Genomic DNA, 20,611 nt, shown 5'->3' with positions numbered 1-20,611 from the left:
AAGGACGGGGGTCAACGCTACCGGGTCACCGGGGGCCCTCCTACCGGCCAAAACTACCCAATAGTAGGGCTATTCTCCCGGGGCTCAGGATGCATACGGTGCCCGTATGACCAAGTATGTGAAAGCCGTCACGTCTCTTTCCGTCACCGGCGCCCCCACCGGCTCCCTCGCCGGCTCCGGTCCGGCGCGGGAGCCGGAGTCGATGGACCAGTTGCGCGGCGACTGCGCGCGGATGGCGCCGCACTGGAAAGCCGAACGGCAGATGTCCGTGGCCCCCAAAGCCGCCTCGGACCTGCACGGGATCAGCATTCCCGCCGCTTCCGCGGCACTGGTTGACGGGATGTCCGACTACGGCGACTGACCGGCGCGCGCAGGGATCCACGTAGCGCGGGGAACCGCGCGCGCCCCCGCTCCGTCCAATTGCCGTCCCCCTCACAGGGGACGGCACATCAGTTGTTCAGCGGAGCCGAAGGAGCGATGCGGTGAGCACCGAGGACACGCCCCCTGCCTTTGACGGGGGCACCCCCACCCCCGCCACCGGAGGCGGGACCCCTTCCGACGACAGCACGGGCACCCCCGGCAGCGGCGCGCGGCACCGGCGTACACCGTTGGTGGTCACCTCCGTGGCCGCCGCGGTGCTCCTGGTCGGCGGCGGTGCGGCGTACTGGGCCTCCACCGCTCCGGGCGGAGGCGGCGGCGCCGCGGGCGCCTCGAAGAAGGGCCCGCCGCCACTGGCCCTGGACGGCTACGGGCAGCGGGACCAGCGGGATTCCACCCGGCCGGGGATCGCGCCCGGCGAGCCCAACCCGCAGTCCGTGACCTATAAGGCGGTCGGCGACCTCCCCGACGGGCCGGCCTCGGCCCCCGTCTACCGGCCCAAGGGACAGATCAGCCAGGAGACGGTCGAGCGGCTGGCCAAGGCCCTGGACGTGCCGGGGAAGGTCCGGTCGGAGGGAGCCGTCTGGAAGGTCGGCGGTACGCCTGATGGCCGTGGGCCCGTACTCCAGGTGACGAAGACCGGTACGGGCGCGTGGACGTACGCGCGCTACGGCGGTCCGGGCGGGACCGGCTGCGTACCGCCCTCGGCACCCGGCGGCGCCGGCTCGGCGGACGACCCCGTCAGCGCGGAGGCACCCGCGAAGGACGGCGCCTCCTCCGCGGACGCCTCCTCCGCTCCGGCCGGAAGCCGCCCCGAGTGCCCCTCCGCCCGTGGCGGGTGGCAGGAGACGCAGGACGACGACGGCAGCGGCAAGGACGCGGTGTCGCCGCAGAAGGCCAAGCAGGTGGTACGGCCTGTGCTGGCGGCACTGGGCCAGCAGGACGCGAAGCTGGACGCGGGCGGGCTGTCCGGGGCCGTACGGATCGTCAGCGCCGACCCGGTGCTGGGCGGCCTGCCGACGTACGGATGGCGCAGCGACCTCCAGGTCGGCTCGGACGGGCTGGTCGTCGGCGGCAGCGGGCAGCTCGCCCGCCCGGTCAAGGGGGACCGGTACCCGGTACTGGACGCCAAGGCGACACTGGGGCAGCTCAACAAGACCGGTGGCACCGGCGGCCGGGTCGAGATCGGCGGCTGCGCGTCGGCGGCACCGTACAAGAACGGCGAGGACGCCAGGACGGCGCCCTGCGAGGGGACCGCTCCGCAGCAGTCCCGGCCCCGCAAGCCGCTGGAGGTGACCGGCGCGGTCTTCGGGCTCGCGGTGCAGTACACGGGCGGCGGACAGGTGCTGGTGCCGTCCTGGCTGTTCACCGTGCATCCGGCCGGCGCGGGTGACGGCCCGAACTCCACCACCACGGTCACCCACCCGCGGTCGACCCCAAGTTCCTCGTGGGCGGACGCGGTGACCACGTCGATCCGGCGCCTCCTTCGCAGGGCGGGGGCAGCAGGCCGTCCGGCAAGCCGGGGGCGGTGGACCTGGACTCCTACACGGTCGGCAAGGACGGCAGGACGCTGGAGCTGCGGTTCTGGGGCGGGGTGTGCAGCACGTTCACCGCGTCCGCCGAGCAGTCCGGCAAGAACGTGACGGTGCAGGTCGTGGCCAAGGACAAGAAGCCGCACCAGGTCTGTGTGAAGATCGCCAAGCAGTTCACGCGTACGGTGACGCTGGAGAAGCCGCTGGCCGGGCGCGAGGTCGTCGACGCGTCGGACGGCCAGACCCTGCCGGAGCAGTGACACGCCAGCCGAAAAGCTGAAGAGCGCGAAAGGCTGGAAGAAAGCCGGAAGGCTGAGGAGAGCCGAAAAGCACATACGGCGAAGGCGGCGCCCCCTTACGAGAGGGGGTCGCCGCCTTCGCCGTTCGGTTGCCCCGGCGCCCGGTCGCCCTGGCGCCCGGTCGCCTTAGTTGAAGGAGTCGCCGCAGGCGCAGGAGCCCGTGGCGTTGGGGTTGTCGATCGTGAAGCCCTGCTTCTCGATGGTGTCGACGAAGTCGATGGAGGCACCGCCCAGGTAAGGGGCGCTCATCCGGTCGGTGACGACCTTGACACCGTCGAAGTCCTTGACGACATCCCCGTCGAGCGAGCGCTCGTCGAAGAAGAGCTGGTAGCGCAGTCCGGAGCAGCCGCCGGGCTGCACGGCCACACGCAGCGCGAGGTCGTCGCGGCCTTCCTGCTCCAGCAGGCTCTTGACCTTCGACGCAGCCGCGTCGGACAGGATGATGCCGTCGCTGACGGTGGTCTCGTCCTGAACGCTCATCTACATCTCTCCCGGGTTGTACGGACCGCTTGCCCTCGGCTGCAACCGACGGGGCTCCGGATTCATTCCGGATGGGCTGGAATTCTCCGGAAGCCGTCCGACTTCGCGAAGGGCCTCCGCCTTCATGCTCGCACACCCTCGGGGGGTGTCCGCGAGCCCTTTGGGGGGCGGCGGGAGGGGATGCGTCACATCGACACGATGGCCATCGTCAAAGTGACGTGAAGCGGTTATGATAGATAACGTCAAACCGACGAAAAGGTCCGGTGCAACCACCGACGCAAAGAGAGGGTGCGTGTCGTGACCACCGCCCAGCCCCTGGACGTCCAGCCGACCCCGCTGGCCCTGCTGCTGCTCGGCCGCGAGGCCGACCCCAAGAGTGAGCGCGGCGTGGAGTGCCCCGGTGACCTGCCGGCTCCGTCCGACCCCGACCTGGTGGAGCGCGCCCGCGCGGCCAAGGAGAAGCTCGGGGACAAGGTCTTCATCCTCGGTCACCACTACCAGCGCGACGAGGTCATCGAGTTCGCGGACGTGACCGGGGACTCCTTCAAGCTCGCGCGTGACGCGGCGGCCCGGCCGGACGCCGAGTACATCGTCTTCTGCGGTGTGCACTTCATGGCCGAGTCCGCGGACATCCTGACCACCGACGAGCAGCAGGTCGTCCTGCCCGACCTGGCCGCCGGCTGTTCGATGGCCGACATGGCCACCGCCGAGCAGGTCGCCGAGTGCTGGGACGTACTGACCGAGGCCGGCGTGGCCGAGCAGGTCGTCCCCGTCTCGTACATGAACTCCTCGGCCGACATCAAGGCGTTCACCGGCAAGCACGGCGGCACGATCTGCACCTCTTCCAATGCCAAGCGGGCCCTGGACTGGGCCTTCGAGCAGGGCGAGAAGGTGCTCTTCCTCCCCGACCAGCACCTGGGCCGCAACACCGCCGTACGGGACATGGGCATGTCCCTGGAGGACTGCGTCGTCTACAACCCGCACAAGCCCAACGGCGGCCTGACCGCCGAGCAGCTCCGCGCGGCCAAGATGATCCTGTGGCGGGGCCACTGCTCCGTGCACGGCCGGTTCTCGCTGGAGTCCGTGGAGGACGTACGGGCCCGCATACCCGGCGTGAACGTTCTCGTACACCCCGAGTGCAAGCACGAGGTCGTCGCCGCGGCGGACTACGTCGGCTCCACGGAATACATCATCAAGACCCTGGAAGCCGCCCCCGCCGGCTCCAAGTGGGCCATCGGCACCGAACTGAACCTCGTACGGCGCCTGGCCAACCGCTTCGCCTCGGAGGGCAAGGAGATCGTCTTCCTCGACAAGACGGTCTGCTTCTGCTCGACCATGAACCGCATCGACCTCCCCCACCTGGTGTGGACGCTGGAATCCCTGGCGTCCGGCAAGGTCGTCAACCGCATCCAGGTCGACCCGGAGACGGAGAGCTTCGCCAAGCTGGCCCTGGAACGCATGCTCGCCCTCCCGTAACCGGAGCCGCTCGCCGAGCCGGGTCTTCGGTACGATGCGTCCGGCCAAGCGGCGCGACCCCGGACCCTTTACCTGGCGTCCGTACGGCAAGCGTCCGCCCATCGTCACAGAAGCCATCCGCACCATGGCGGGCCCGTCCACCCTATGGATGGGCCCGCCATGGTTGTGTGATCACGGTGGGCGTGGGCACCGTGCGGCGCCAGGGAATTTCGCGGTTGCAGATGAACAGGGTGATGAGGGTGTCCGACTTCCGTCCGAAGACCGGTCCGAAGGCGGGCCGGCGGCAGCCGGCCGAGAAGAGGAACGGCCGTTTCAAGCGGGGACTCGGCGGCTCGCTCGCCGTCATCGTGTTCGCTGCCGCCGTCTCCGCCTGCGGAAGTGACGACAAGAGCGCCAAGGGCGACAAGGGCGACAAGGACAAGCCGGCCGCGAGCGCACCGGCTTCGACGTCGGCGGAGGCGTCTCACAAGGCGGCTCCCACTCCCACACACAAGGCCAAGCCGACCACGGTCCTCGCCCTCAAGGGTTTCCGCACCAAGAACACCAGCGCGTTCATGGTCGGCGGGGAGTGGACGCTGTCGTACACGTTCGACTGCACCAAGGCCATGGCTGCCGTCGACGGCAAGGGCAACTTCATCGTGTTCGAGAAGAACGACAAGCTCGTCAACGAGCTGGGCAAGACCGGCAAGGGCAGCATCCAGCAGCACACGCCGGGCACTCACCAGCTTCAGATCATCAGTGAGTGCGACTGGACCGTGAAGGTCACCGGCTAGGGGTATTGATCATGTATCGATCACGAGGTGCGGTGGAGGCACCCGGCCCGCCGTCGGGTGCCTCCACCGCCGCCCTGCGACGAGGCCGGCGCGCGCACCGCAGTCCTCACAGATAGATCTGCCGACGGCAGCCGCAGCAGAACGTCTTGCCGTCGCACTGCTCGGTGGTCCCGTGCTCACATGGCGGCGCCTCGCCCTGTATCAGCCGGGCGCCCCGGCTGACCGCGATGCACAGGACATCACGCAGCGCCCGGTCGAAGCGGGCGATCACGCGCCGCAGCTCCGGCGCCGCCAGATCCGCGACCACGGGCAGCGGCCCGGCGTCGGACAGCAGACTCTCGGCGGCGGCAAGCAGTTCCTCCTCCGCCTCGTCAGCGAGCAAGGACAACAAACTCTCCGGATCGTCCGCACTGAGGTAGCACGGCTGCCCCATAGGTGTGGTCCACGGCAGCAGACGCAACGGCGCACCGGACGGCCGCCCGGTCCTCGCGCCCCCGCTCACCGCGCCCCCGCCCCGGCGCGGCGCGTCCGCCACGTACGGAACTCCTCCGGCGACAGCGTGTACGGCCTCACCAGCGCGCTCGCCTCCCCACGCAGCATGACCTCGGGACGCCGGCGCGGGGTCCGGACCGCGGGCACGTACCGCCCGGCCCGGGCGGGCGGCGCCCCGCAGGCCCGATGGCGGCCGGTCCCCGGCAGCAATCCGCGCGACAACGCCACGGCGAACCGCGCGATGCGATGGAACATGAACTTCCTTGCCTCTCTGGCGCACCTGAACACCCGGTGACTACCGTGTGCATCACCATCGTCACCGTGTGACATGGGACTCAACAGGGGCGTCTCGTCCCACAGTTGAGATTGGGACGGCAGAGAGGCGACTCCCCCATGAAGTTCACGTCCCGGACCCTGACCCCGTACGTGTCCGCCCGCCACTACTTCGGCTCCGAACAACGCCGCCACCGCGAGGCCGCGAAGCTCTCCCTCGTACAGCTCGCCGCCATCGTCAACTCCAGCAAGAGCACCCTGGCCCGCATCGAAACGGCCGAGCTGATGCCGCCCTCCGACCTGCCGGTCAGACTGGACGCAGCGTTCGGCACCGGCAAGCACTTCTACGACCTGTACCAACTCGCCAAGCGTGAGGTGCATCCGGATCAGTACCGGCGCTTCATGGACCTCGAAGCACAAGCCGAAACGATCGAGAACTACGAACCGCAGGTCGTCCCCGGGTGCCTTCAAACCGAGGCGTACGCCCGGGTGCTGTTCCGCAGTCTGGGCTGCTGGACCGATGAGCAGATCGAGGAACGGGTCGCTGCCCGGCTGTCCCGGCGTGAACGTCAGTACTCGGCAACCCCTCCCTACCGGTGGGCGATCATCGACGAGTCGGTGCTGCGCAGGCCGGCCGGCAGCGAAGAATGCATGTACGAACAACTGGCCTCGCTCCTGGAGCAAGTGGATACTCCATACAGCAAGGTTCAAGTGGTGCCCTTCAACGCAGGACTGCACACGCTGATGAGCGGTGCACTGACCTTGCTGACACTCCCCAACGGCTCCTCGGTGGCCTACGAGGAGGGCATCGAAGCCGGTCATCTCTACGAGGTACCGGAAGCGGTGAAGAAGTGGCGGCGACAGTACGAGGTGCTGCGTGCCATCGCTCTTTCGCCCGCGGAGTCGGCGAAACTGATCCGAAAGGCGATGGAGGACTATCAGTCATGCATCACTCCCCCGATGTGAGTACCGCTCACTGGCGCGCCAGCAGCTACAGCAACGCCAACGGGGGTAACTGCGTCGAGATCACCGAGGACTTGCCCGGCCTCGTCCCCGTACGCGACAGCAAGAACCCCCACGGCCCCATACTCACCTTCCCGACCGCCTCCTGGACCGCGTTCATCACGGCTCTCAAGACGGCATGACCCAGCTCAGCCCGTCCCGGACAGTTTCTGGGACGGGCTGATCACATTTCGCAACTCCATGCGACCGACGGCGCGGCGGATAGGCGAATGCGGGCATTCAGCTCGCAATCGTCACGACTCTTCGTAATTCCAGTGAACGGCTAGCGCCAAACGATTCTTCTTGATTTCGCACGTGAGTGCATTCATGTGTTGTATGCACATGCACCGCGGAGCCATTCGTGCCCCGCTATGCTCACTGCCGCGCAGCGCCGGCGGCCATTCCTGGCGTTTCCGCTGCCTTTTGATCTCCGCGAATTCCGCGTATGACTCCCTGTCCCTTCCCTTAGTGCTCTGAGGATGCCGATGGTTCGTGCTGATTCGTCACCCGGAAGGCCGGGGCCGGCCTCCACCGCAATGTGGTTGCTGCCACCCGCGCTCCTGGCCATATGTGCGGCCGTCGCCGTTCCGTTGCTGCCCACGGCGGCCCGTTCCCATGCCGTCTGGATCGGCGTCGTGGCGACCGCCGCGGTGGCCTTCGCGGGCGGGAAGGCAGCGCGCCGGGGCCGTGCGATCGACGAGCTGCGCAGGCAGTACGCCGAGCGGGAGGCCGCCTTGCAACGGCAGATGGCCCAGCAGGAGGCCGAAACCCTACGGATGGCCAAGGAGACCCTGCCCGCGGCCATGGCCCGGCTCCAAAAGGGCATGCCGGTCGAGGACGTACTGCGCAGCACCTGCCAGGTGTCCCGGGTGAGCCCCGGCTTCGAAGCCGCACACCACGCGGTGCTGCGCTACGTCCTCCAGGCCGTCGAGGCCGAGGAGGACCTGCGTGACGCCGCCCAGCGGGCCTTCGTCAACATCGCCCGGCGCGTCCAGGCCATCGTGCACCAACAGGCCCTGGAACTGCGGGAGATGGAGGACCGGCACGGGCAGGACCCGCAGGTGTTCGGCGATCTGCTGCACCTGGACCACCGCACCGCGCTGATCGGACGGCTGGCGGACAGCATCGCCGTTCTCGGCGGTGCCCGGCCGGGGCGCCAGTGGCAGAAGGACATCCCGCTGTTCAACGTGCTGCGCGGAGCCATGTCCCGGATCACCGACTACCAGCGCGTCGACCTGCACTCGGTGGCCGACGTCGGTGTCCTGGGCCGCGCGGCCGAGCCCCTGATCCACGCCGTGGCCGAGCTCCTGGACAACGCCACCCGCTATTCACCGCCGCAGACCCGTGTCCATCTGACCGCGACCGAGGTCCAGTCGGGTGTCGCCGTCGAGATCGAGGACGCCGGGCTCGGCCTGACCGACGAGGCCCGCATCCGCGCCGAACGGGCTCTGGCGCAACACTCCTCCAGCGGGCTGGACCTCGATGACCTGGGGGAATCGCCGCGCCTGGGCCTGGCGGTGGTCGGCCGGCTGTCCCACACCAACCGCTTCAAGGTCGCCCTGCGGGTGTCCGCGTACGGCGGCGTACGCGTGGTCCTGGTCGTACCGCCGGACCTGATCACCGTCACCCCGGTGCCCGGCGGAGCCCTGGCCAAGGCGCCGAGCCTGCCGCCGCCCCGCCGCCCCAGCGGCCCCAAGCACCGTGCCGAGGCTGCCATGGAGGAGCCGGTACCCACCACGGGTTCACGTACCGCCAACGGGCTTCCGCAGCGCAGGCGCCGTACCCGCGCCGTGATCCCGTCCGTACGGCCGCAGCAGGCGGCCTCCGCGGCCGACTCCCGTCCCCCGGCGTCGGCCGGCCAGCCTCCACCGGCCGGACTGTGGATGTCCGCCTTCCTCGACGGTGCCTCCGGCGCGTCCGCGGACGGGTCCCCGGCGCACCGTCCCCACGGTCCAAGCGATGAAGAGCCCGAGCAGTGACCGAGCCAGCGAGTAAGGATGAGTGAGCAAGTGGCGACAAAGCAGCGGCTCAACATGGACTGGATGCTGGAGGAGTTGGCATCCAGCGTTCCGCAGACCCGTAATGTCGTGGTGCTGTCCTCGGACGGCTTGTGCATGGCGCAGTTCGGTGCGGACAACGACACCGCTGACCGCCTCGCCGCCGCCTGTGCCGGACTGCAGAGCCTGTCGGCGGCCATCGGCGCGGAGTTCCCGCGGGGTGACGGCCGGATGAAACTCGTCGTGGTCGAGGTCGACGGCGGCTTCTTCTATCTGATGGCGGCAGGCGCCGGAGCCTATCTGGCGGTGCTGGCCGACGACGACGTGGACGCCGGCCTCATGGGGCAGCGGATGAGGGACCTGGTCGCCCGGATCGGCCAGCACCTCACCACGCCACCGCGCGCCGACCGGCAGGTCCCATGAGCGGTCCGGAGCAGGAAGAACAGCAACGCGCCTGGGAAGAGGGCGGCCCCGAGCGGCTCTACGTCATCACCTCCGGCCGGAACCTGCCCGACCGGCAGTCCCGCCTGGACATGGTCACACTGATCGTCAGCCGCGGCGAGGCCGGTCCGGGCATGCAGCCCGAACTCGCCGCCGTGGTACGCATATGCGACTACCCGCTGTCCGTGGCCGAGATCTCCGCGTACCTCCATCTGCCGGTCAGCGTGATCATCCTCTTGCTCACGGATCTCCTGGCGAGCGGACATGTCGAGGCCCGGGCGTCGGTCCTGACCCAGTCGCTGCCCGACGTGGAACTCTTGGAGGCGGTGATGCATGGACTACAAAATCTCTGACTACAGGCTCTCCGAACCCGTCGTCGGCCCCCGGTGCGAAGACGCCCTGCCGGCTTCGGTCACCACTGCGGTGAAGGTCGTGATCGTCGGGGGCTTCGGCGTCGGGAAGACCACCCTGGTCGGATCGGTCAGTGAGATCAAGCCGCTCACCACCGAGGAGATCATGACCCAGGCCGGTGCCGAGGTGGACGACATCGCCGGTGTCGAGCGCAAGAACGAGACCACCGTCGCGATGGACTTCGGCCGGATCACCCTCAGCGACAAACTGGTGCTCTACGTCTTCGGCACCCCGGGCCAGCAGCGGTTCTGGTTCCTGTGGAACGGGCTCTTCGAAGGAGCGCTGGGCGCCGTGGTCCTGATCGACACCCGGCGGCTGGAGGACAGCTTCGATGTGATGGGCCGGCTCGAAGAGCGCGGGGTGCCCTTCATCGTCGCCATCAACGCCTTCCCGGACGCCCCCTGTTACCCGGCGTCCGAGCTGCGGGAGGCCCTGGACATCCCCGACGGGGTGCCGGTGATCGACTGTGATGCCCGCGAACGCGCTTCCAGCCGCGAGGGTCTGCTGACTCTCGTGCGCTATCTGCACGCCCTCACCACCACGACCCCGGAGCGACGGTGACCTCCTCTTTCCCCGAACAGCCCCGCACCACGTGGGCATCCGCTCCCCCTCCGCAGTGCCCGGCACACGACCGGTTCGGCGCCGCGGACGGACTGGCGCGGCTCTTCGGCCCCGAGGCGGCCGAGGACCCCATGGGCCTGTACGAGCGTCTGCGCGCCCGGCACGGGTCCGTCGCACCCGTTCTCCTGGACGGCGACCTCCCGGCCTGGCTCGTCCTCGGTTACCGCGAGATCCTCGAAGTCGCCGGTACGCCCGCCCGGTTCAGCCGCGACTCCCGCAACTGGCGCTGGTTCAAGGAAGGGCGGGTGCCGCCGGATTCCCCGCTGCTCCCGATGATCGCCTGGCAGCCGGTCTGTCTGTTCCTGGACGGTGAGGAGCGCGCCCGGCTGCGCCTGGCGGTCACCGAGAGCCTGGAGCGCTTCAACCGCCGCGGTATCCGGCGGCACATCACCCGCTTCACACACCAATTGGTCGACGGGTTCGCCGGGCGGGGGGAGGCGGACCTGGCCGAGGAGTTCTGCGAACACCTGCCCATGCTCGTCCTGACGCAGCTCCTGGGCATGCCCGACGAGTACGGGCCGCGGCTGGTCGCGGCCAGCAGGGACATGGTGGCGGGCACCGAGACCTCGGTGGCCAGCAACGCGTTCATCGTGGAGACCCTCACGGATCTCGTACGGCGCAAGCGCGGCAGCCGGGGTCACGACATCACCTCCTGGCTGATCGACCACTCCTCGGGGCTGACCGACGAGGAGGTGTGGAACCACCTGCGGGTCATCCTGATCGCCGCGAACGAGACCACGGTCAACCTGCTCAAGAGCACCCTGCGGATGGTGCTGACCGACCCCCGGTGTCACGCGTCGCTGGCCGGCGGGCAGATGACCCTGCCCGACGTGGTGGAGCAGGTGCTGTGGAGCGAACCGCCCCTGATGACCGTCCCCGGCCGCTGGGCCGCCGTGGACACCGAGGTCGGCGGTCAGAAGGTCGAGGCGGGGGACATGCTGCTGCTGTGCCTGGCCGCCGGGAACTACGATCCGGCCGTACGGCCCGACCCTTCGGTTCCGCTGCACGGGAACCGATCGCACCTCGCCTTCAGCAGCGGTCCCCAGGAGTGTCCCGGCCAGAACATCGGCCGGGCCATCGCCGACACCGGCATCGACGCCCTGCTGTCCCGGCTCCCCGACGTACGGCTGAGCATTCCCGAGGAGGAGCTGCGCTGGACGTCGGGCTGGATGACCCGGCATCTGGCCAGCCTTCCGGTGACGTTCACCGCGTCCCGGACCACGGACTCCGCCGCGTCCGCCGGTCCGGCCGCTGCCCCCGCGACGGCCGCGGCGTCCTTGACGTCCGCGACGGCCGGGCACCCCGCGCGCGGCGCCACCGGCAACGGTTCGGGACCCGCTGCCGGGCCCCGCGTGCCGTTCCCGTCGGTGCCGTTCCCCTCGGTGCCCTTCCCGCCGGTGGCGCCCCCGCCGGTTCCCGCCCACAGGAGGCGTACCTCCTGGTGGCGCTCGTTCAAGGCGTGGCTGCACGGCTGATGTCCGGGTGGGGGCGGTGGCGCCCGGCGCTCTACCGCCCCGTCCCGGCGGCCTGGAGTACGGCCGGGCCGCCGGTGACGAGTTCTTCGACGGCCTCCGCGATGCGGTCCAGTGCCTCCCGCACGACCGCCCGGGACGTGGCGTAGCTGATGCGGATGTTGCCCTCGGCGGCCGGGCCGAACCACTCGGGGGTGCCGGGCACCACCGCCACCCGCGCCCGGGACAGCAGGAAGCCGCCCATCGCCCGGCTGCTCAGCCCGGTGGCGGAGACATCGGGGAACAGGACGTAGGTTCCCTCCGGGCGCCCGCAGGTGATTCCCGGGATCGCGTTCAGCCGGTCCACGCAGTAGTCCCGCACCCCCCGCAGGTGTTCCAGGAAGGCGTCCTTCCAGGGCCAGCCGTGGCGCAGCGCGGCCAGGGCGCCGGCCTGGCTGAAGGGCGTCATGCTGTACGCGGCGCCCAGGCGCTGGAAGGTGAGCTGCAGGGCGTCCGCCTCCCGCGGGGTCGGGGCGAGCACGAATCCCGTCCGCAGCCCCGGCAGCGCGAAGGTCTTGGACAGGCCCGTCACCGTGTAGATGCGCCGGCTGTTCCCGGTCTCCAGGCTCGCCATGCTGATGTGCCGTCCGGGCGGGTGGACGATCTCGTTCCACACCTCGTCGCACAGGATCGGTATCCGGTGCCTGCCCGCCGTCTCCGCCACCGCCCGCAGGGTCCTCTCGTCGAAGACCGTGCCCAGCGGGTTGTGCGGATTGCACAGGCAGATCAGGGCGGTGCGGGAAGTGATCAGCGAGGCGAGCCGGTCCGCGTCCAGCAGCCCCGTGCTCTTGTCGACCGGGCAGTAGACCCGCCGGGCCCCCGCGGCGTCGACGGCTTGGCCGAACAGCAGGTCGACGGGGTCCAGCAGGATGCACTCGTCGCCTTGTCCGCACAGGAGGTGCACCACACCCCACAGGGCGGCGGCGGTGCCCGGAGTGGGCACCACGCTCCCGGGGTGGCCGGTGATGCCGTAACGGGCCCGGGCCACCTCGCAGAAGGTCTCCCGCAGCTCATCGCATCCCAGGGGTGACGCATAGGGGAAATAGCCGTCGGCGACGGCCGAGATCAGGGCGTCCCTGACCACCGGGGGCCCGGGGAAGTCAGGCTCGGCCGCCGTCAGCGGGATGACGCCGGGCGGACAGGCGCCCCAGCGAAGAGGCGATCGCTGCCGCAGCAGGCCGGGCCGGACCTGCGCGTCATCGAACAGCGGCCGGTAGGCTTCGTGCGGCAGCATGCGGTTCACCCCCGTTGGTAGCGGGCGGGCGGGTACCGGTCGTAGAGCTCGGGGGACCAGTATGTGGTCAGACGGGGGCGGCCGTGCTGCACGCGTGCCGAGGCGTACGTATGGATGCCGCGGCCGGCCGGGAGCGGACGCCGGGCCATGTGGCTGAGCAGCAACTGATAGCTGCCGACGGGCAGGTCCATGTCAGCCATGACCGAGCTGACGCGGTCCCGGACGATCCGGTCGCTGGCCGTGTGCAGCCACAGCGGGACGTACACCGTCGCGGACACCGGCGTGTCCCCGCCGGCCGTGGTGAACGTCAGGTTGCTGACGAGCGGCTGGGCTCGTACCTCGCTGTCGCTGCCGGTCAGCCGACGGCAGAATTCCCCCAGGAATCCGGCCTCGTGCTGGAGCGAGATCTCCATTCGGGCGTCGAGTTCCGCCGGGGAGATGTCGTAATGGCGGAAGTACACCTTTACGCGCGACTCGGGGCCGTCGATCAGATCGAGACCGAAGTAGACGATCCTGTCGAGGTCGAATCCCCGGCGGGCGTATTCCTCGACCGCGGTCCATGCCTTTTCGAACCCCAGGCGGTCCAGCGCCTCACGCGTCCGCTCGGTACCGGTCATGCTCTCGTCGGCGTTCGGATTGAGGTAGACCTTGAACTCGGGGCCGCCGGTCCGTGCGAGGGTGGCGGCGTGCATCATGGCGAAGCCGGCCGGGTCCTCCTTCGGCAGGAACAGGTCCGAGACGCTCGCCAGCCGGTTGTCGGCGGCGCCGAAATCCTGGATCAGCCCACGGGTGAGGCCGAGTGCCGCTTCCTGTGCGTCCGATGTGCTCAGCCGGTCCGGCAGGGCCTCCACGAGCACCCGTAGCTGGAGTCCCTCCCGCGCGAAGGCGGCGGAGAACTCGATCGGCGAACCGTCGGCGCATACGTCGGAGTGCCAGTCGGGACGTGTCCCGATCCGCCTCGCTCCCCAAGGTGACAGCATCGTGCGCAGTACCCGCGTGCCCTGTTCGACATCCAGTCCCGCACTGCCGAGGAGACGTGCGGCGGTGGTGAGCGCGTAGTCCGAGAACGTCGTGCTCGCAGATATCCGTGGAACCGACCGCAAAGACGACATGGAATTCCTCCCCTACCTTTTGCCGGGTATCGCCGTACCGCGCCCTTGCTCCGCCGGCCGATCGGCCAGTACCAATAGGGTTCAAGGCTCCTGACTACCCGTCCGATAGGGGACCGACGGCCTGACCGGCCGTCCCCGCACCCCGGCATCGGTATTCGCCCAGGGCCTACCACCCGGATACCGTCCATTACCTCCGTCGACCGCGGCCGTTTCCCTGGACCCGGGGTACTTTCACAATTAACTATGCTTCCGCCCGCCGCCACCGGCGCACAAGGGGCGTGCGCGGCGTTCGTCGTATGAAGGGCGCGCGCTCCCGACGGACGGATGCGCACTCCGGCGCGCAGGAATCCGCCCCCACAACGCCGACGAGCGCCACTTCGGCCGTACGCGCTTAAATCGGCAGCCACTTCAATCGGACGCCGCGTCAGCCGGCTCAACAGTTCCCGTGCCCTCGCCCCCGGATACGACGAGACCGCCGCCTCCCAAGAGGCGGCGGTCTCGCTCATGTCGTTCCCACTCCGGGCAGCACCCGTGGACCGAAGGACCCCGGCGCTACCGGATGCGGGCCACGGCCGGCGTCACACGCCCGCCGGCTCCGGGGTACGGGCCTGGTCCCCGGACTTCGGCGCCGTGCCGCCCGCCGACCGCTTGGCGGCCTTCTTCTTTGCCCGCCGCTCCTTGCGGAGTTCGATCATCGCGTAGAGCGTCGGCACCAGCAGCAGCGTCAGCAGGGTCGAGGTGATCAGACCGCCGATGACGACCACCGCCAGCGGCTGCGAGATGAAGCCGCCGTCGCCCGTGACGGACAGGGCCATCGGAAGCAGGGCCATGATCGTGGCCAGCGCCGTCATCAGGATCGGGCGCAGCCGGTGCCGGCCGCCCTCGATGACGGCTTCGACCACACCGTAACCCTGCGACCGGTACTGGTTGATCAGGTCGATCAGGACGATGGCGTTGGTGACGACGATGCCGATGAGCATCAGCATGCCGATCAGCGCCGGGACACCCATGGGGGTGCCGGTGGCGACCAGCAGACCGATCGCGCCGGTGGCCGCGAAGGGGATCGAGACCAGCAGGATCAGCGGCTGGATCAGCGACCGGAAGGTCGCCACCAGCAGCATGAAGACGATCGCGATGGCGGCGAGCATGGCCAGGCCCAGCGAGGAGAACGCGTCGGTCTGGTCCTGCGAGACGCCGCCGACCTCGGCGGTGGCTCCCGAGGGGAGCTTGAGCGCCTTGAGCCGCTTCTGGAGGTCCGCGCTGACCGCGCCGGTGTTGTCGCCGGTCGGCTTGGCAGTGATCGTCGCGGACCGCGCGCCGTCGATCCGGGTCATCCGGACCGGCCCGTCGACCGTGCGGACGGTGGCGATGTCACCGAGACTGACGGTGCCGGCGGGAGTGGGCAGGGCCAGGTTCTTCAGCTCGGCCTCGGTGGTGGCCGGGTGGGCGGACTTCACCACGATGTCGCGCTCGGTGTCGTCCAGGACCGCCTTGCCGCTGGTGGTGCCGCGCACCGCCTGGGCGACGGCCTGGCCGAGGGCAGCCTGGCTGTAACCGGCCGCCGCCGCCTTGTCGTTGGCCGTCACCGAGATCCGGGGCACGCTCTGGGACAGGTCGCTCTGTACGTCGGTGACGTGGTCGAGCCCGGCCACCGTCTTGCGTACCTGCTCCGCCGCCTTCTTCAGCACCTTCGCGTCGCCGGCCTTGACCACCACGCTCAGGTCCTGGCTGCCGAAGCCGCCGCCGCTGGTGACGGTGGTCTCGCCGATGCCCTTGCCGAGCTGGTCCAGGCCCTTGCGGATCTGGTCGGTGACCTTCTGGGAGTCCGCCGCGTCCTTCAGCTTGACCTGGTACGACGCCTGGTTGGCGCCCGTACCGCCGCCGAAGGCCGCCATGAAGCCGGAGGAGCCGACGGTGACCTGGTAGTCCTGGACCGCGTCCAGGCCGGACAGCAGCTTCTCGACCTTCTTGGCCTGCGCGTCGGCGGCGCCCAGGCTCGTACCGGCCTTCAGCTCCTGCTTGATGCTCAGGGTGTCCTGCTTGCCCTGGTCGAAGAAGTTGGTCTTCAGCAGCGGGCCCATGGCAAAGGTGGCGACCAGCACCGCGACCGCGATCAGCAGGCTGACCAGGCGGCGGCGGGTGGCGAAGCGCAGTACGGGGACGTACAGACGCTGGAGCGCGCTGCGGGCCTCCTTCTCCTCGGCCTCGCGGCGCAGGTGGTCCGGGTCGGCGCCCTCGGGGATCTTGGGGGCGCGCAGGAACCAGTACGACAGGACCGGCACGACCGTCAGGGAGACGATCAGGGAGGAGAGCAGGGCGACGGCCACCGTCAGGGAGAACGAGCCGAACAGGGCGCCGACCATGCCGCCCACGACACCGATCGGCAGGAAGACCGCGACCGTGGTGAGCGTGGAGGAGGTGATGGCGCCGGCGACCTCGCGGACGGCGGTCAGGATGGCCTGCTGCCGTTCCTCGCCGTAGCCCAGGTGCCGCTTGATGTTCTCCAGGACGACGATCGAGTCGTCGACGACCCGGCCGATGGCGATCGTCAGGGCGCCCAGCGTGAGCATGTTCAGCGACAGGTCACGGGTCCACAGCACGATCAGGGTGATGACGACCGAGAGCGGGATGGAGACGGCGGTCACCAGCGTGGAGCGCAGGCTCAGCAGGAAGACCAGGATCACGATCACGGCCATGACCAGGCCGAGCAGACCCTCGGTGGTCAGCGACTCGATGGACCGGGAGACCGCCGGGCCCTGGTCGGAGGCGACCGTGACCTTGGCGCCCTTGCCGAGGTCGGCACGGATCTGGGGCAGCTTGTCCTTGACCGCGTCGGAGATGGCCACCGCGCTGCCGTCCTGGGCCATGGTCACCATGACGGCGAGGCTGGGCGCGCCGTCGGTGCGGGTGATGGAGGTGGGGGTGGCCTGCTCCTCCTTGACGGTGGCGATGTCACCGACACGTACGGGCCTGGCCTGCTGACCGCCGCCGGCTCCCCCCGGTCCTCCGGGGCCGGCGCCCGGCACGACCGTCAGGTCCTGGATCTGCTTGACGGAGGTGTAACCGGAGCCGACCTGGACGGTCTTGCTGCGCCCGCCCTCGGCGAAGGAACCGGCGGGCACCGATGCCCCGTTGGCCTCCAGCGCCTGGCCGAGCGCCGCGGCCGTCAGCCCGGCCCGGGCGAGCTTCTTCTCGTCGGGGGTGACCGCGACGACGCGGTCCTGGACGCCGTCCACCGTGACCTGGCCGACGCCGTCGATGTTCTTCAGGGCCGGCACGACGCTGCGCTTGAGCTGGTCGGCGAGGGTCTGCTGGTCCTTGTCCGAGGAGGACACCGCCAGCACGACGGTGGGCATGTCGTCCGTCGACCCGGCGACGACCTGCGGGTCGACGTCCTTGGGCAGCCGGGCGCGGGCGCGGTTGACGGCCTGCTGGACGTCGGCGACCAGCCGCTTGGAGTCGTTGCCGTAATCGAACTGGGCCATGATCACGCCCGAGCCCTCGCCGGCCTTGGACGTGACGCCCTTGATGCCGTCGACCGCCCGGATGCCGTCCTCCAGCGGCTGGACGACCTGCTTCTCCACGACGTCGGGCGACGCTCCCTGGTACGGCGCCAGCACCGAGACCATGGGGAGTTCGATGGAGGGCAGGAGCTGCTGTTTGAGCTGGGGTATCGCGATGGCGCCGAAGGCGATCGCCACGATCGACATCAGCGCTATCAGGCCCCGTTGTACGAGGCTGAGTCGGGACAGCCAGGACATGGGTGGGGTCTCTCTTCTTGTGACAGAGGTACTCGGCAGAAGGGGGCATTCGCGCCCACCTACACCATCGGTGCTGTCCCACCCGTTTTTTGTCGCTCCCAGGTCGGTTTCGGGGGCGCCCTCTCTACCGCGTTCGGAGTACGTCCGTCTCCACCCTCCCCCAACTACTGCGGGGAAGCGCCGCCGACCCTCGGGCGCACAAGTCCGGTTTCGTACGCTATGACCACCAACTGGGCGCGGTCCCGGGCACCCAGTTTCGCCATCGCGCGGTTGACATGGGTCTTGACGGTGAGCGGACTGACCGCCAGCCGTTCGGCGATCTCATCGTTGGAGAGCCCGCCGCCGACCAGCACCAGCACCTCGCGCTCCCGGCCGGTCAGCGCGCCCAGCCGGTCCGCGCCGGGCCCGCCGCTCCCCTCGCCGGGCCCGCCCTCGCCCTGCGCCAGGAACTGGGCGATCAGCCCCTTGGTGGCCGTCGGGGACAGCAGCGCCTCACCGGCCGCCGCGATACGGATGGCGCTCAGCAGCTCGTCCGGCTCGGCCCCCTTGCCCAGGAAGCCGCTGGCGCCGGCCCGCAGCGCCTGGACGACATAGTCGTCCACCTCGAAGGTCGTCAGGATCACCACGCGTACGTCCGCCAGCTCCGGGTCCTGGCTGATCATGCGGGTGGCGGCCAGCCCGTCCACACCGGGCATCCGGATGTCCATCAGGACCACGTCGGCACCCCGGGCCCGGGCGAGTTCGTACGCCTCGGCGCCGTCGGACGCCTCCCCCGCCACCTCCATGTCCGGCTCGGACTCCACCAGCACGCGAAACGCGCTGCGCAACAGCGCCTGGTCGTCGGCGAGCAGCACCTTGATGGTCATGTCGTCTCCCCCGTACGGGACTGGTGAAGCGGAAGGCGTACGCGTACCCGGAAGCCGCCGCTCGGGCGGGGGCCGGTCTCCACGGTGCCGCGCAGGGCGGCGACCCGCTCGCGCATGCCGATCAGGCCGTGGCCGCCGCCGTCGGACGCCGTGCCGGTCCGGTTCGCTTCCGGGTGGGTCCGGTTCGCTTCCGTACCGGTCCATTTCGCTTCTGGATCAGTTTTGTTCGTGGGCGTGCCGGCTCCGTTCGTGTACGGGTCCGGACGGCGGCGCGGTGGCACCCCCGCGTCCTTGGATACGCCCGCGTCCTTGGGTGCGCCCGTGTGCCCGGGTACGCCCGCGCCATCATCCAGCACCGTCACGGTCAGCGCGTCCTGCGTCCGGACGATACGTACCGTGGCGCGCGCTCCCGGGCCCGCGTGCTTGTGCACGTTGGTCAGGGCCTCCTGGACGATCCGGTACGCGGCCAGGTCGACGGAGGCCGGCAGGCCGTCGGGGCGCGGCGGGGTCTCCAGGTCCACGGGAAGTCCGGCGCGGGTGAAGCCGTCGATGAGCTGGTCCAGGACGCCCAGGCCCGGCGCGGGCTCGGTGGGGGCCGTGGGGTCGCCGTGCTGGCGCAGCAGGCCGACGGTGGCGCGCAGTTCCTCCAGTGCGGAGCGGCTGGCCTCGCGGACGTGGGCGAGCGCCTGCTTGGCCTGGTCGGGGCGGCTGTCCATGACGTGCGAGGCGACCCCGGCCTGCACGTTGACCAGCGCGATGTGGTGGGCGACGACATCGTGCAGCTCGCGGGCGATGCGCATCCGCTCCTCGGCGACGCGACGGCCGGCCTCCTCCTCGCGGGTGCGCTCCGCGCGCTCGGCCCGTTCCCGTATGGCGGCGATGTAGGCGCGGCGGCTGCGGACCGCGTCACCGGCCGCCGCGGCCAGGCCGGTCCAGGCGAAGACCCCCACGTTCTCCTGGGAGTACCAGGGCCCGGTCCCGAACAGCATCACGGCGGCGGTGAGCACCAGGGCCGTCAGCGCTCCGATGCGCCAGGTCGTGGACCGGTCGGTGCGGGAGGCCAGGGTGTACAGGGCGATGACGGCGGCACAGGCGACCGGAGCGCGCGGCACGGGCCCCTCGGCGAACAGCTCCAGGACCGCCAGGGCGGTGGTGAAGGCCAGGACGCTGCGCGGGAAGCGGCGGCGCAGCAGCAGCGACGAGCAGGCGAAGGCGGCCAGCACCACGGTCGGCGCGGTCAGCTCGCGGGCGCCGTACCGGGGGCCGTTGGGGCCGTGCGGGTCGGTGACGGCGATGACCAGGGTCACGGCGAACAGGACGACCGCCAGGACGGAGTCGGCGGCCAGGGGGTGCGCCCGCAGGCGCGGGAAGCGGACCGGGCCCGGGCGCGGGGTGGCCCGGCCGGGGGCGAGGGGAGTCACGGGAGGAAACGGTAGCGCGCGAGGGAACGGCGGCGCCCCGGACCCGTCTGGGTCCGGGGCGCCGTCTGCGCTGGAGGATCTGCGGTCGTCGCCCGGCCGGAGGTGAGCGGTTCGGCCGGGCCGAGACGTCTCAGCCGCGGGGGCAGCGTCTCAGCCGCGGGCGAAGCGTCTCGGTCGCGGGTGCAGCGTCTCAGCCGGGGATCAGGCCGTCGTCGCTGAGCATCTGCCGGACCTCGTCGAGGGTGGCGTCCGGACCCGGGAGGATCAGCTCCGACGGCTCCAGGGCGTCGTCCGGCAGCGGTTCGCCCAGCCGGCGCACCGCGTCCAGCAGGGCGCCGAGGGTGCGCCGGAAGCCGGCCTCGTCACCGCTCTCCATTTCGTCGAGCAGTTCGTCGTCCAGCTTGTTCAGCTCGATGAAGTGGGCGTCGGCCAGCTTCACCTGCCCCTCCCCCATGATCCGTACGATCACGACGGTCTCCCTCTGCTCCGGTGGGACGATCTTGAGACGATCCTGACGAGGCTAACCGCGGC

21 protein-coding genes are annotated in these 20,611 nt (G+C 70.1%); 12 read left to right on the top strand and 9 right to left on the bottom strand.

The genetic code is table 11. From position 1 onward, the window contains the following. The first annotated feature begins 106 nt into the window (after positions 1 to 106). From KGS77_RS27290 to KGS77_RS35090, 3 genes are all read left to right on the top strand, one after another. On the top strand, positions 107 to 361 hold the full coding sequence (locus KGS77_RS27290) for a hypothetical protein (RefSeq protein WP_242585819.1): 255 nt from the start codon (positions 107 to 109) through the stop codon (positions 359 to 361). A gap of 121 nt (positions 362 to 482) precedes the next feature. Beyond that, a complete protein-coding gene (locus KGS77_RS27285) occupies positions 483 to 2,021 on the top strand; it encodes a hypothetical protein (RefSeq protein ID WP_347404537.1) in 1,539 nt (512 codons plus the stop codon). Then, positions 2,018 to 2,170 (top strand): hypothetical protein, encoded by a 153-nt coding sequence (locus tag KGS77_RS35090; RefSeq protein ID WP_347404536.1) that lies wholly within the window; start codon positions 2,018 to 2,020, stop codon positions 2,168 to 2,170. Before KGS77_RS27285 ends, KGS77_RS35090 begins: the two co-directional genes overlap by 4 nt. Positions 2,171 to 2,335: 165 nt before the next feature. Here KGS77_RS35090 and KGS77_RS27280 read toward each other — a convergent pair whose 3' ends face one another. Further along, on the bottom strand, positions 2,336 to 2,689 hold the full coding sequence (locus KGS77_RS27280) for an iron-sulfur cluster assembly accessory protein (RefSeq protein ID WP_242585818.1): 354 nt from the start codon (positions 2,687 to 2,689) through the stop codon (positions 2,336 to 2,338). A 297-nt stretch (positions 2,690 to 2,986) separates the two neighbouring features. Here KGS77_RS27280 and nadA point away from each other — a divergent pair, with 297 nt between their 5' ends. Then, complete coding sequence (nadA, locus tag KGS77_RS27275) at positions 2,987 to 4,165, top strand: quinolinate synthase NadA (RefSeq protein WP_242585817.1); 1,179 nt, start codon at positions 2,987 to 2,989, stop codon at positions 4,163 to 4,165. Positions 4,166 to 4,404: 239 nt separating this feature from the next. Then, complete coding sequence (locus KGS77_RS27270) at positions 4,405 to 4,938, top strand: hypothetical protein (protein WP_242585816.1); 534 nt, start codon at positions 4,405 to 4,407, stop codon at positions 4,936 to 4,938. Positions 4,939 to 5,044: 106 nt separating this feature from the next. Here the strand turns inward: KGS77_RS27270 and KGS77_RS27265 are convergent, their stop codons facing one another. Both KGS77_RS27265 and KGS77_RS27260 read right to left on the bottom strand, forming a co-directional pair. Further along, the gene (locus KGS77_RS27265; protein WP_347404535.1) at positions 5,045 to 5,326 is read right to left on the bottom strand and encodes a hypothetical protein; all 282 of its coding nucleotides are present in this window, start codon (positions 5,324 to 5,326) and stop codon (positions 5,045 to 5,047) included. Between the two features lie 110 nt (positions 5,327 to 5,436). Beyond that, entirely contained in the window at positions 5,437 to 5,685 is a 249-nt protein-coding gene (locus KGS77_RS27260; RefSeq protein WP_242587850.1) for a hypothetical protein, read from the bottom strand. 138 nt (positions 5,686 to 5,823) lie between these two features. Here KGS77_RS27260 and KGS77_RS27255 point away from each other — a divergent pair, with 138 nt between their 5' ends. From KGS77_RS27255 to KGS77_RS27225, 7 genes are all read left to right on the top strand, one after another. Next, the gene (locus KGS77_RS27255) at positions 5,824 to 6,669 is read left to right on the top strand and encodes a helix-turn-helix transcriptional regulator (RefSeq protein WP_242585815.1); all 846 of its coding nucleotides are present in this window, start codon (positions 5,824 to 5,826) and stop codon (positions 6,667 to 6,669) included. After that, a complete protein-coding gene (locus tag KGS77_RS27250) occupies positions 6,648 to 6,848 on the top strand; it encodes a DUF397 domain-containing protein (protein ID WP_242585814.1) in 201 nt (66 codons plus the stop codon). Before KGS77_RS27255 ends, KGS77_RS27250 begins: the two co-directional genes overlap by 22 nt. A 393-nt stretch (positions 6,849 to 7,241) precedes the next feature. Further along, on the top strand, positions 7,242 to 8,684 hold the full coding sequence (locus KGS77_RS27245) for an ATP-binding protein (RefSeq protein ID WP_242585813.1): 1,443 nt from the start codon (positions 7,242 to 7,244) through the stop codon (positions 8,682 to 8,684). A 54-nt stretch (positions 8,685 to 8,738) separates the two neighbouring features. Next, the gene (locus KGS77_RS27240; protein ID WP_242587713.1) at positions 8,739 to 9,125 is read left to right on the top strand and encodes a roadblock/LC7 domain-containing protein; all 387 of its coding nucleotides are present in this window, start codon (positions 8,739 to 8,741) and stop codon (positions 9,123 to 9,125) included. Next, positions 9,122 to 9,496 (top strand): DUF742 domain-containing protein, encoded by a 375-nt coding sequence (locus tag KGS77_RS27235; protein WP_242585812.1) that lies wholly within the window; start codon positions 9,122 to 9,124, stop codon positions 9,494 to 9,496. The genes KGS77_RS27240 and KGS77_RS27235 overlap by 4 nt, the downstream gene beginning before the upstream one ends. Beyond that, positions 9,477 to 10,115 carry an ATP/GTP-binding protein gene (locus KGS77_RS27230; protein ID WP_242585811.1) on the top strand — a complete coding sequence of 213 codons (639 nt, stop codon included), beginning with the start codon at positions 9,477 to 9,479 and terminating at the stop codon, positions 10,113 to 10,115. Before KGS77_RS27235 ends, KGS77_RS27230 begins: the two co-directional genes overlap by 20 nt. Further along, entirely contained in the window at positions 10,112 to 11,650 is a 1,539-nt protein-coding gene (locus tag KGS77_RS27225) for a cytochrome P450 (protein WP_242585810.1), read from the top strand. Before KGS77_RS27230 ends, KGS77_RS27225 begins: the two co-directional genes overlap by 4 nt. Positions 11,651 to 11,681: 31 nt before the next feature. Here KGS77_RS27225 and KGS77_RS27220 read toward each other — a convergent pair whose 3' ends face one another. The 6 genes from KGS77_RS27220 to KGS77_RS27195 all read right to left on the bottom strand — a co-directional run bounded on the left by KGS77_RS27220 (position 11,682) and on the right by KGS77_RS27195 (position 20,549). Next, positions 11,682 to 12,920, bottom strand: coding sequence for a pyridoxal phosphate-dependent aminotransferase (locus tag KGS77_RS27220; protein WP_242585809.1), 1,239 nt, complete (start codon positions 12,918 to 12,920; stop codon positions 11,682 to 11,684). Between the two features lie 5 nt (positions 12,921 to 12,925). Then, a complete protein-coding gene (locus KGS77_RS27215; protein WP_242585808.1) occupies positions 12,926 to 14,032 on the bottom strand; it encodes a tryptophan dimethylallyltransferase family protein in 1,107 nt (368 codons plus the stop codon). Between the two features lie 578 nt (positions 14,033 to 14,610). Then, complete coding sequence (locus KGS77_RS27210) at positions 14,611 to 17,793, bottom strand: efflux RND transporter permease subunit (protein WP_242585807.1); 3,183 nt, start codon at positions 17,791 to 17,793, stop codon at positions 14,611 to 14,613. 164 nt (positions 17,794 to 17,957) lie between these two features. Next, on the bottom strand, positions 17,958 to 18,659 hold the full coding sequence (locus KGS77_RS27205) for a response regulator transcription factor (RefSeq protein ID WP_242585806.1): 702 nt from the start codon (positions 18,657 to 18,659) through the stop codon (positions 17,958 to 17,960). Continuing rightward, a complete protein-coding gene (locus tag KGS77_RS27200) occupies positions 18,656 to 20,020 on the bottom strand; it encodes a sensor histidine kinase (RefSeq protein WP_242587712.1) in 1,365 nt (454 codons plus the stop codon). The genes KGS77_RS27205 and KGS77_RS27200 overlap by 4 nt, the downstream gene beginning before the upstream one ends. A gap of 250 nt (positions 20,021 to 20,270) precedes the next feature. Beyond that, positions 20,271 to 20,549, bottom strand: a complete 279-nt coding sequence (locus KGS77_RS27195) for a hypothetical protein (RefSeq protein WP_242585805.1) — start codon at positions 20,547 to 20,549, stop codon at positions 20,271 to 20,273. Positions 20,550 to 20,611: the final 62 nt, after the last annotated feature.

Source organism: Streptomyces sp. MST-110588, from assembly GCF_022695595.1.
In the GTDB taxonomy this organism is placed as follows: Bacteria; Actinomycetota; Actinomycetes; order Streptomycetales; family Streptomycetaceae; genus Streptomyces.
Note: the sequence above shows the minus strand (reverse complement) of the source record. Positions and strands in the feature narration are given on the sequence as shown.

Excerpts from the sequence above, each read along its gene's own strand:
- KGS77_RS27235 (WP_242585812.1), top strand. The coding sequence starts at position 9,122 with ATGAGCGGTCCGGAGCAGGAAGAACAGCAACGCGCCTGGGAAGAGGGC.
- KGS77_RS27215 (WP_242585808.1), bottom strand. The coding sequence starts at position 14,032 with ATGTCGTCTTTGCGGTCGGTTCCACGGATATCTGCGAGCACGACGTTC.
- KGS77_RS27290 (WP_242585819.1), top strand. The coding sequence starts at position 107 with ATGACCAAGTATGTGAAAGCCGTCACGTCTCTTTCCGTCACCGGCGCC.
- KGS77_RS27205 (WP_242585806.1), bottom strand. The coding sequence starts at position 18,659 with ATGACCATCAAGGTGCTGCTCGCCGACGACCAGGCGCTGTTGCGCAGC.
- KGS77_RS27230 (WP_242585811.1), top strand. The coding sequence starts at position 9,477 with ATGGACTACAAAATCTCTGACTACAGGCTCTCCGAACCCGTCGTCGGC.
- KGS77_RS27240 (WP_242587713.1), top strand. The coding sequence starts at position 8,739 with ATGGACTGGATGCTGGAGGAGTTGGCATCCAGCGTTCCGCAGACCCGT.
- KGS77_RS27210 (WP_242585807.1), bottom strand. The coding sequence starts at position 17,793 with ATGTCCTGGCTGTCCCGACTCAGCCTCGTACAACGGGGCCTGATAGCG.
- KGS77_RS27220 (WP_242585809.1), bottom strand. The coding sequence starts at position 12,920 with ATGCTGCCGCACGAAGCCTACCGGCCGCTGTTCGATGACGCGCAGGTC.
- KGS77_RS27245 (WP_242585813.1), top strand. The coding sequence starts at position 7,242 with ATGTGGTTGCTGCCACCCGCGCTCCTGGCCATATGTGCGGCCGTCGCC.
- KGS77_RS27280 (WP_242585818.1), bottom strand. The coding sequence starts at position 2,689 with ATGAGCGTTCAGGACGAGACCACCGTCAGCGACGGCATCATCCTGTCC.
- KGS77_RS27255 (WP_242585815.1), top strand. The coding sequence starts at position 5,824 with ATGAAGTTCACGTCCCGGACCCTGACCCCGTACGTGTCCGCCCGCCAC.
- KGS77_RS27250 (WP_242585814.1), top strand. The coding sequence starts at position 6,648 with ATGCATCACTCCCCCGATGTGAGTACCGCTCACTGGCGCGCCAGCAGC.
- KGS77_RS27260 (WP_242587850.1), bottom strand. The coding sequence starts at position 5,685 with ATGTTCCATCGCATCGCGCGGTTCGCCGTGGCGTTGTCGCGCGGATTG.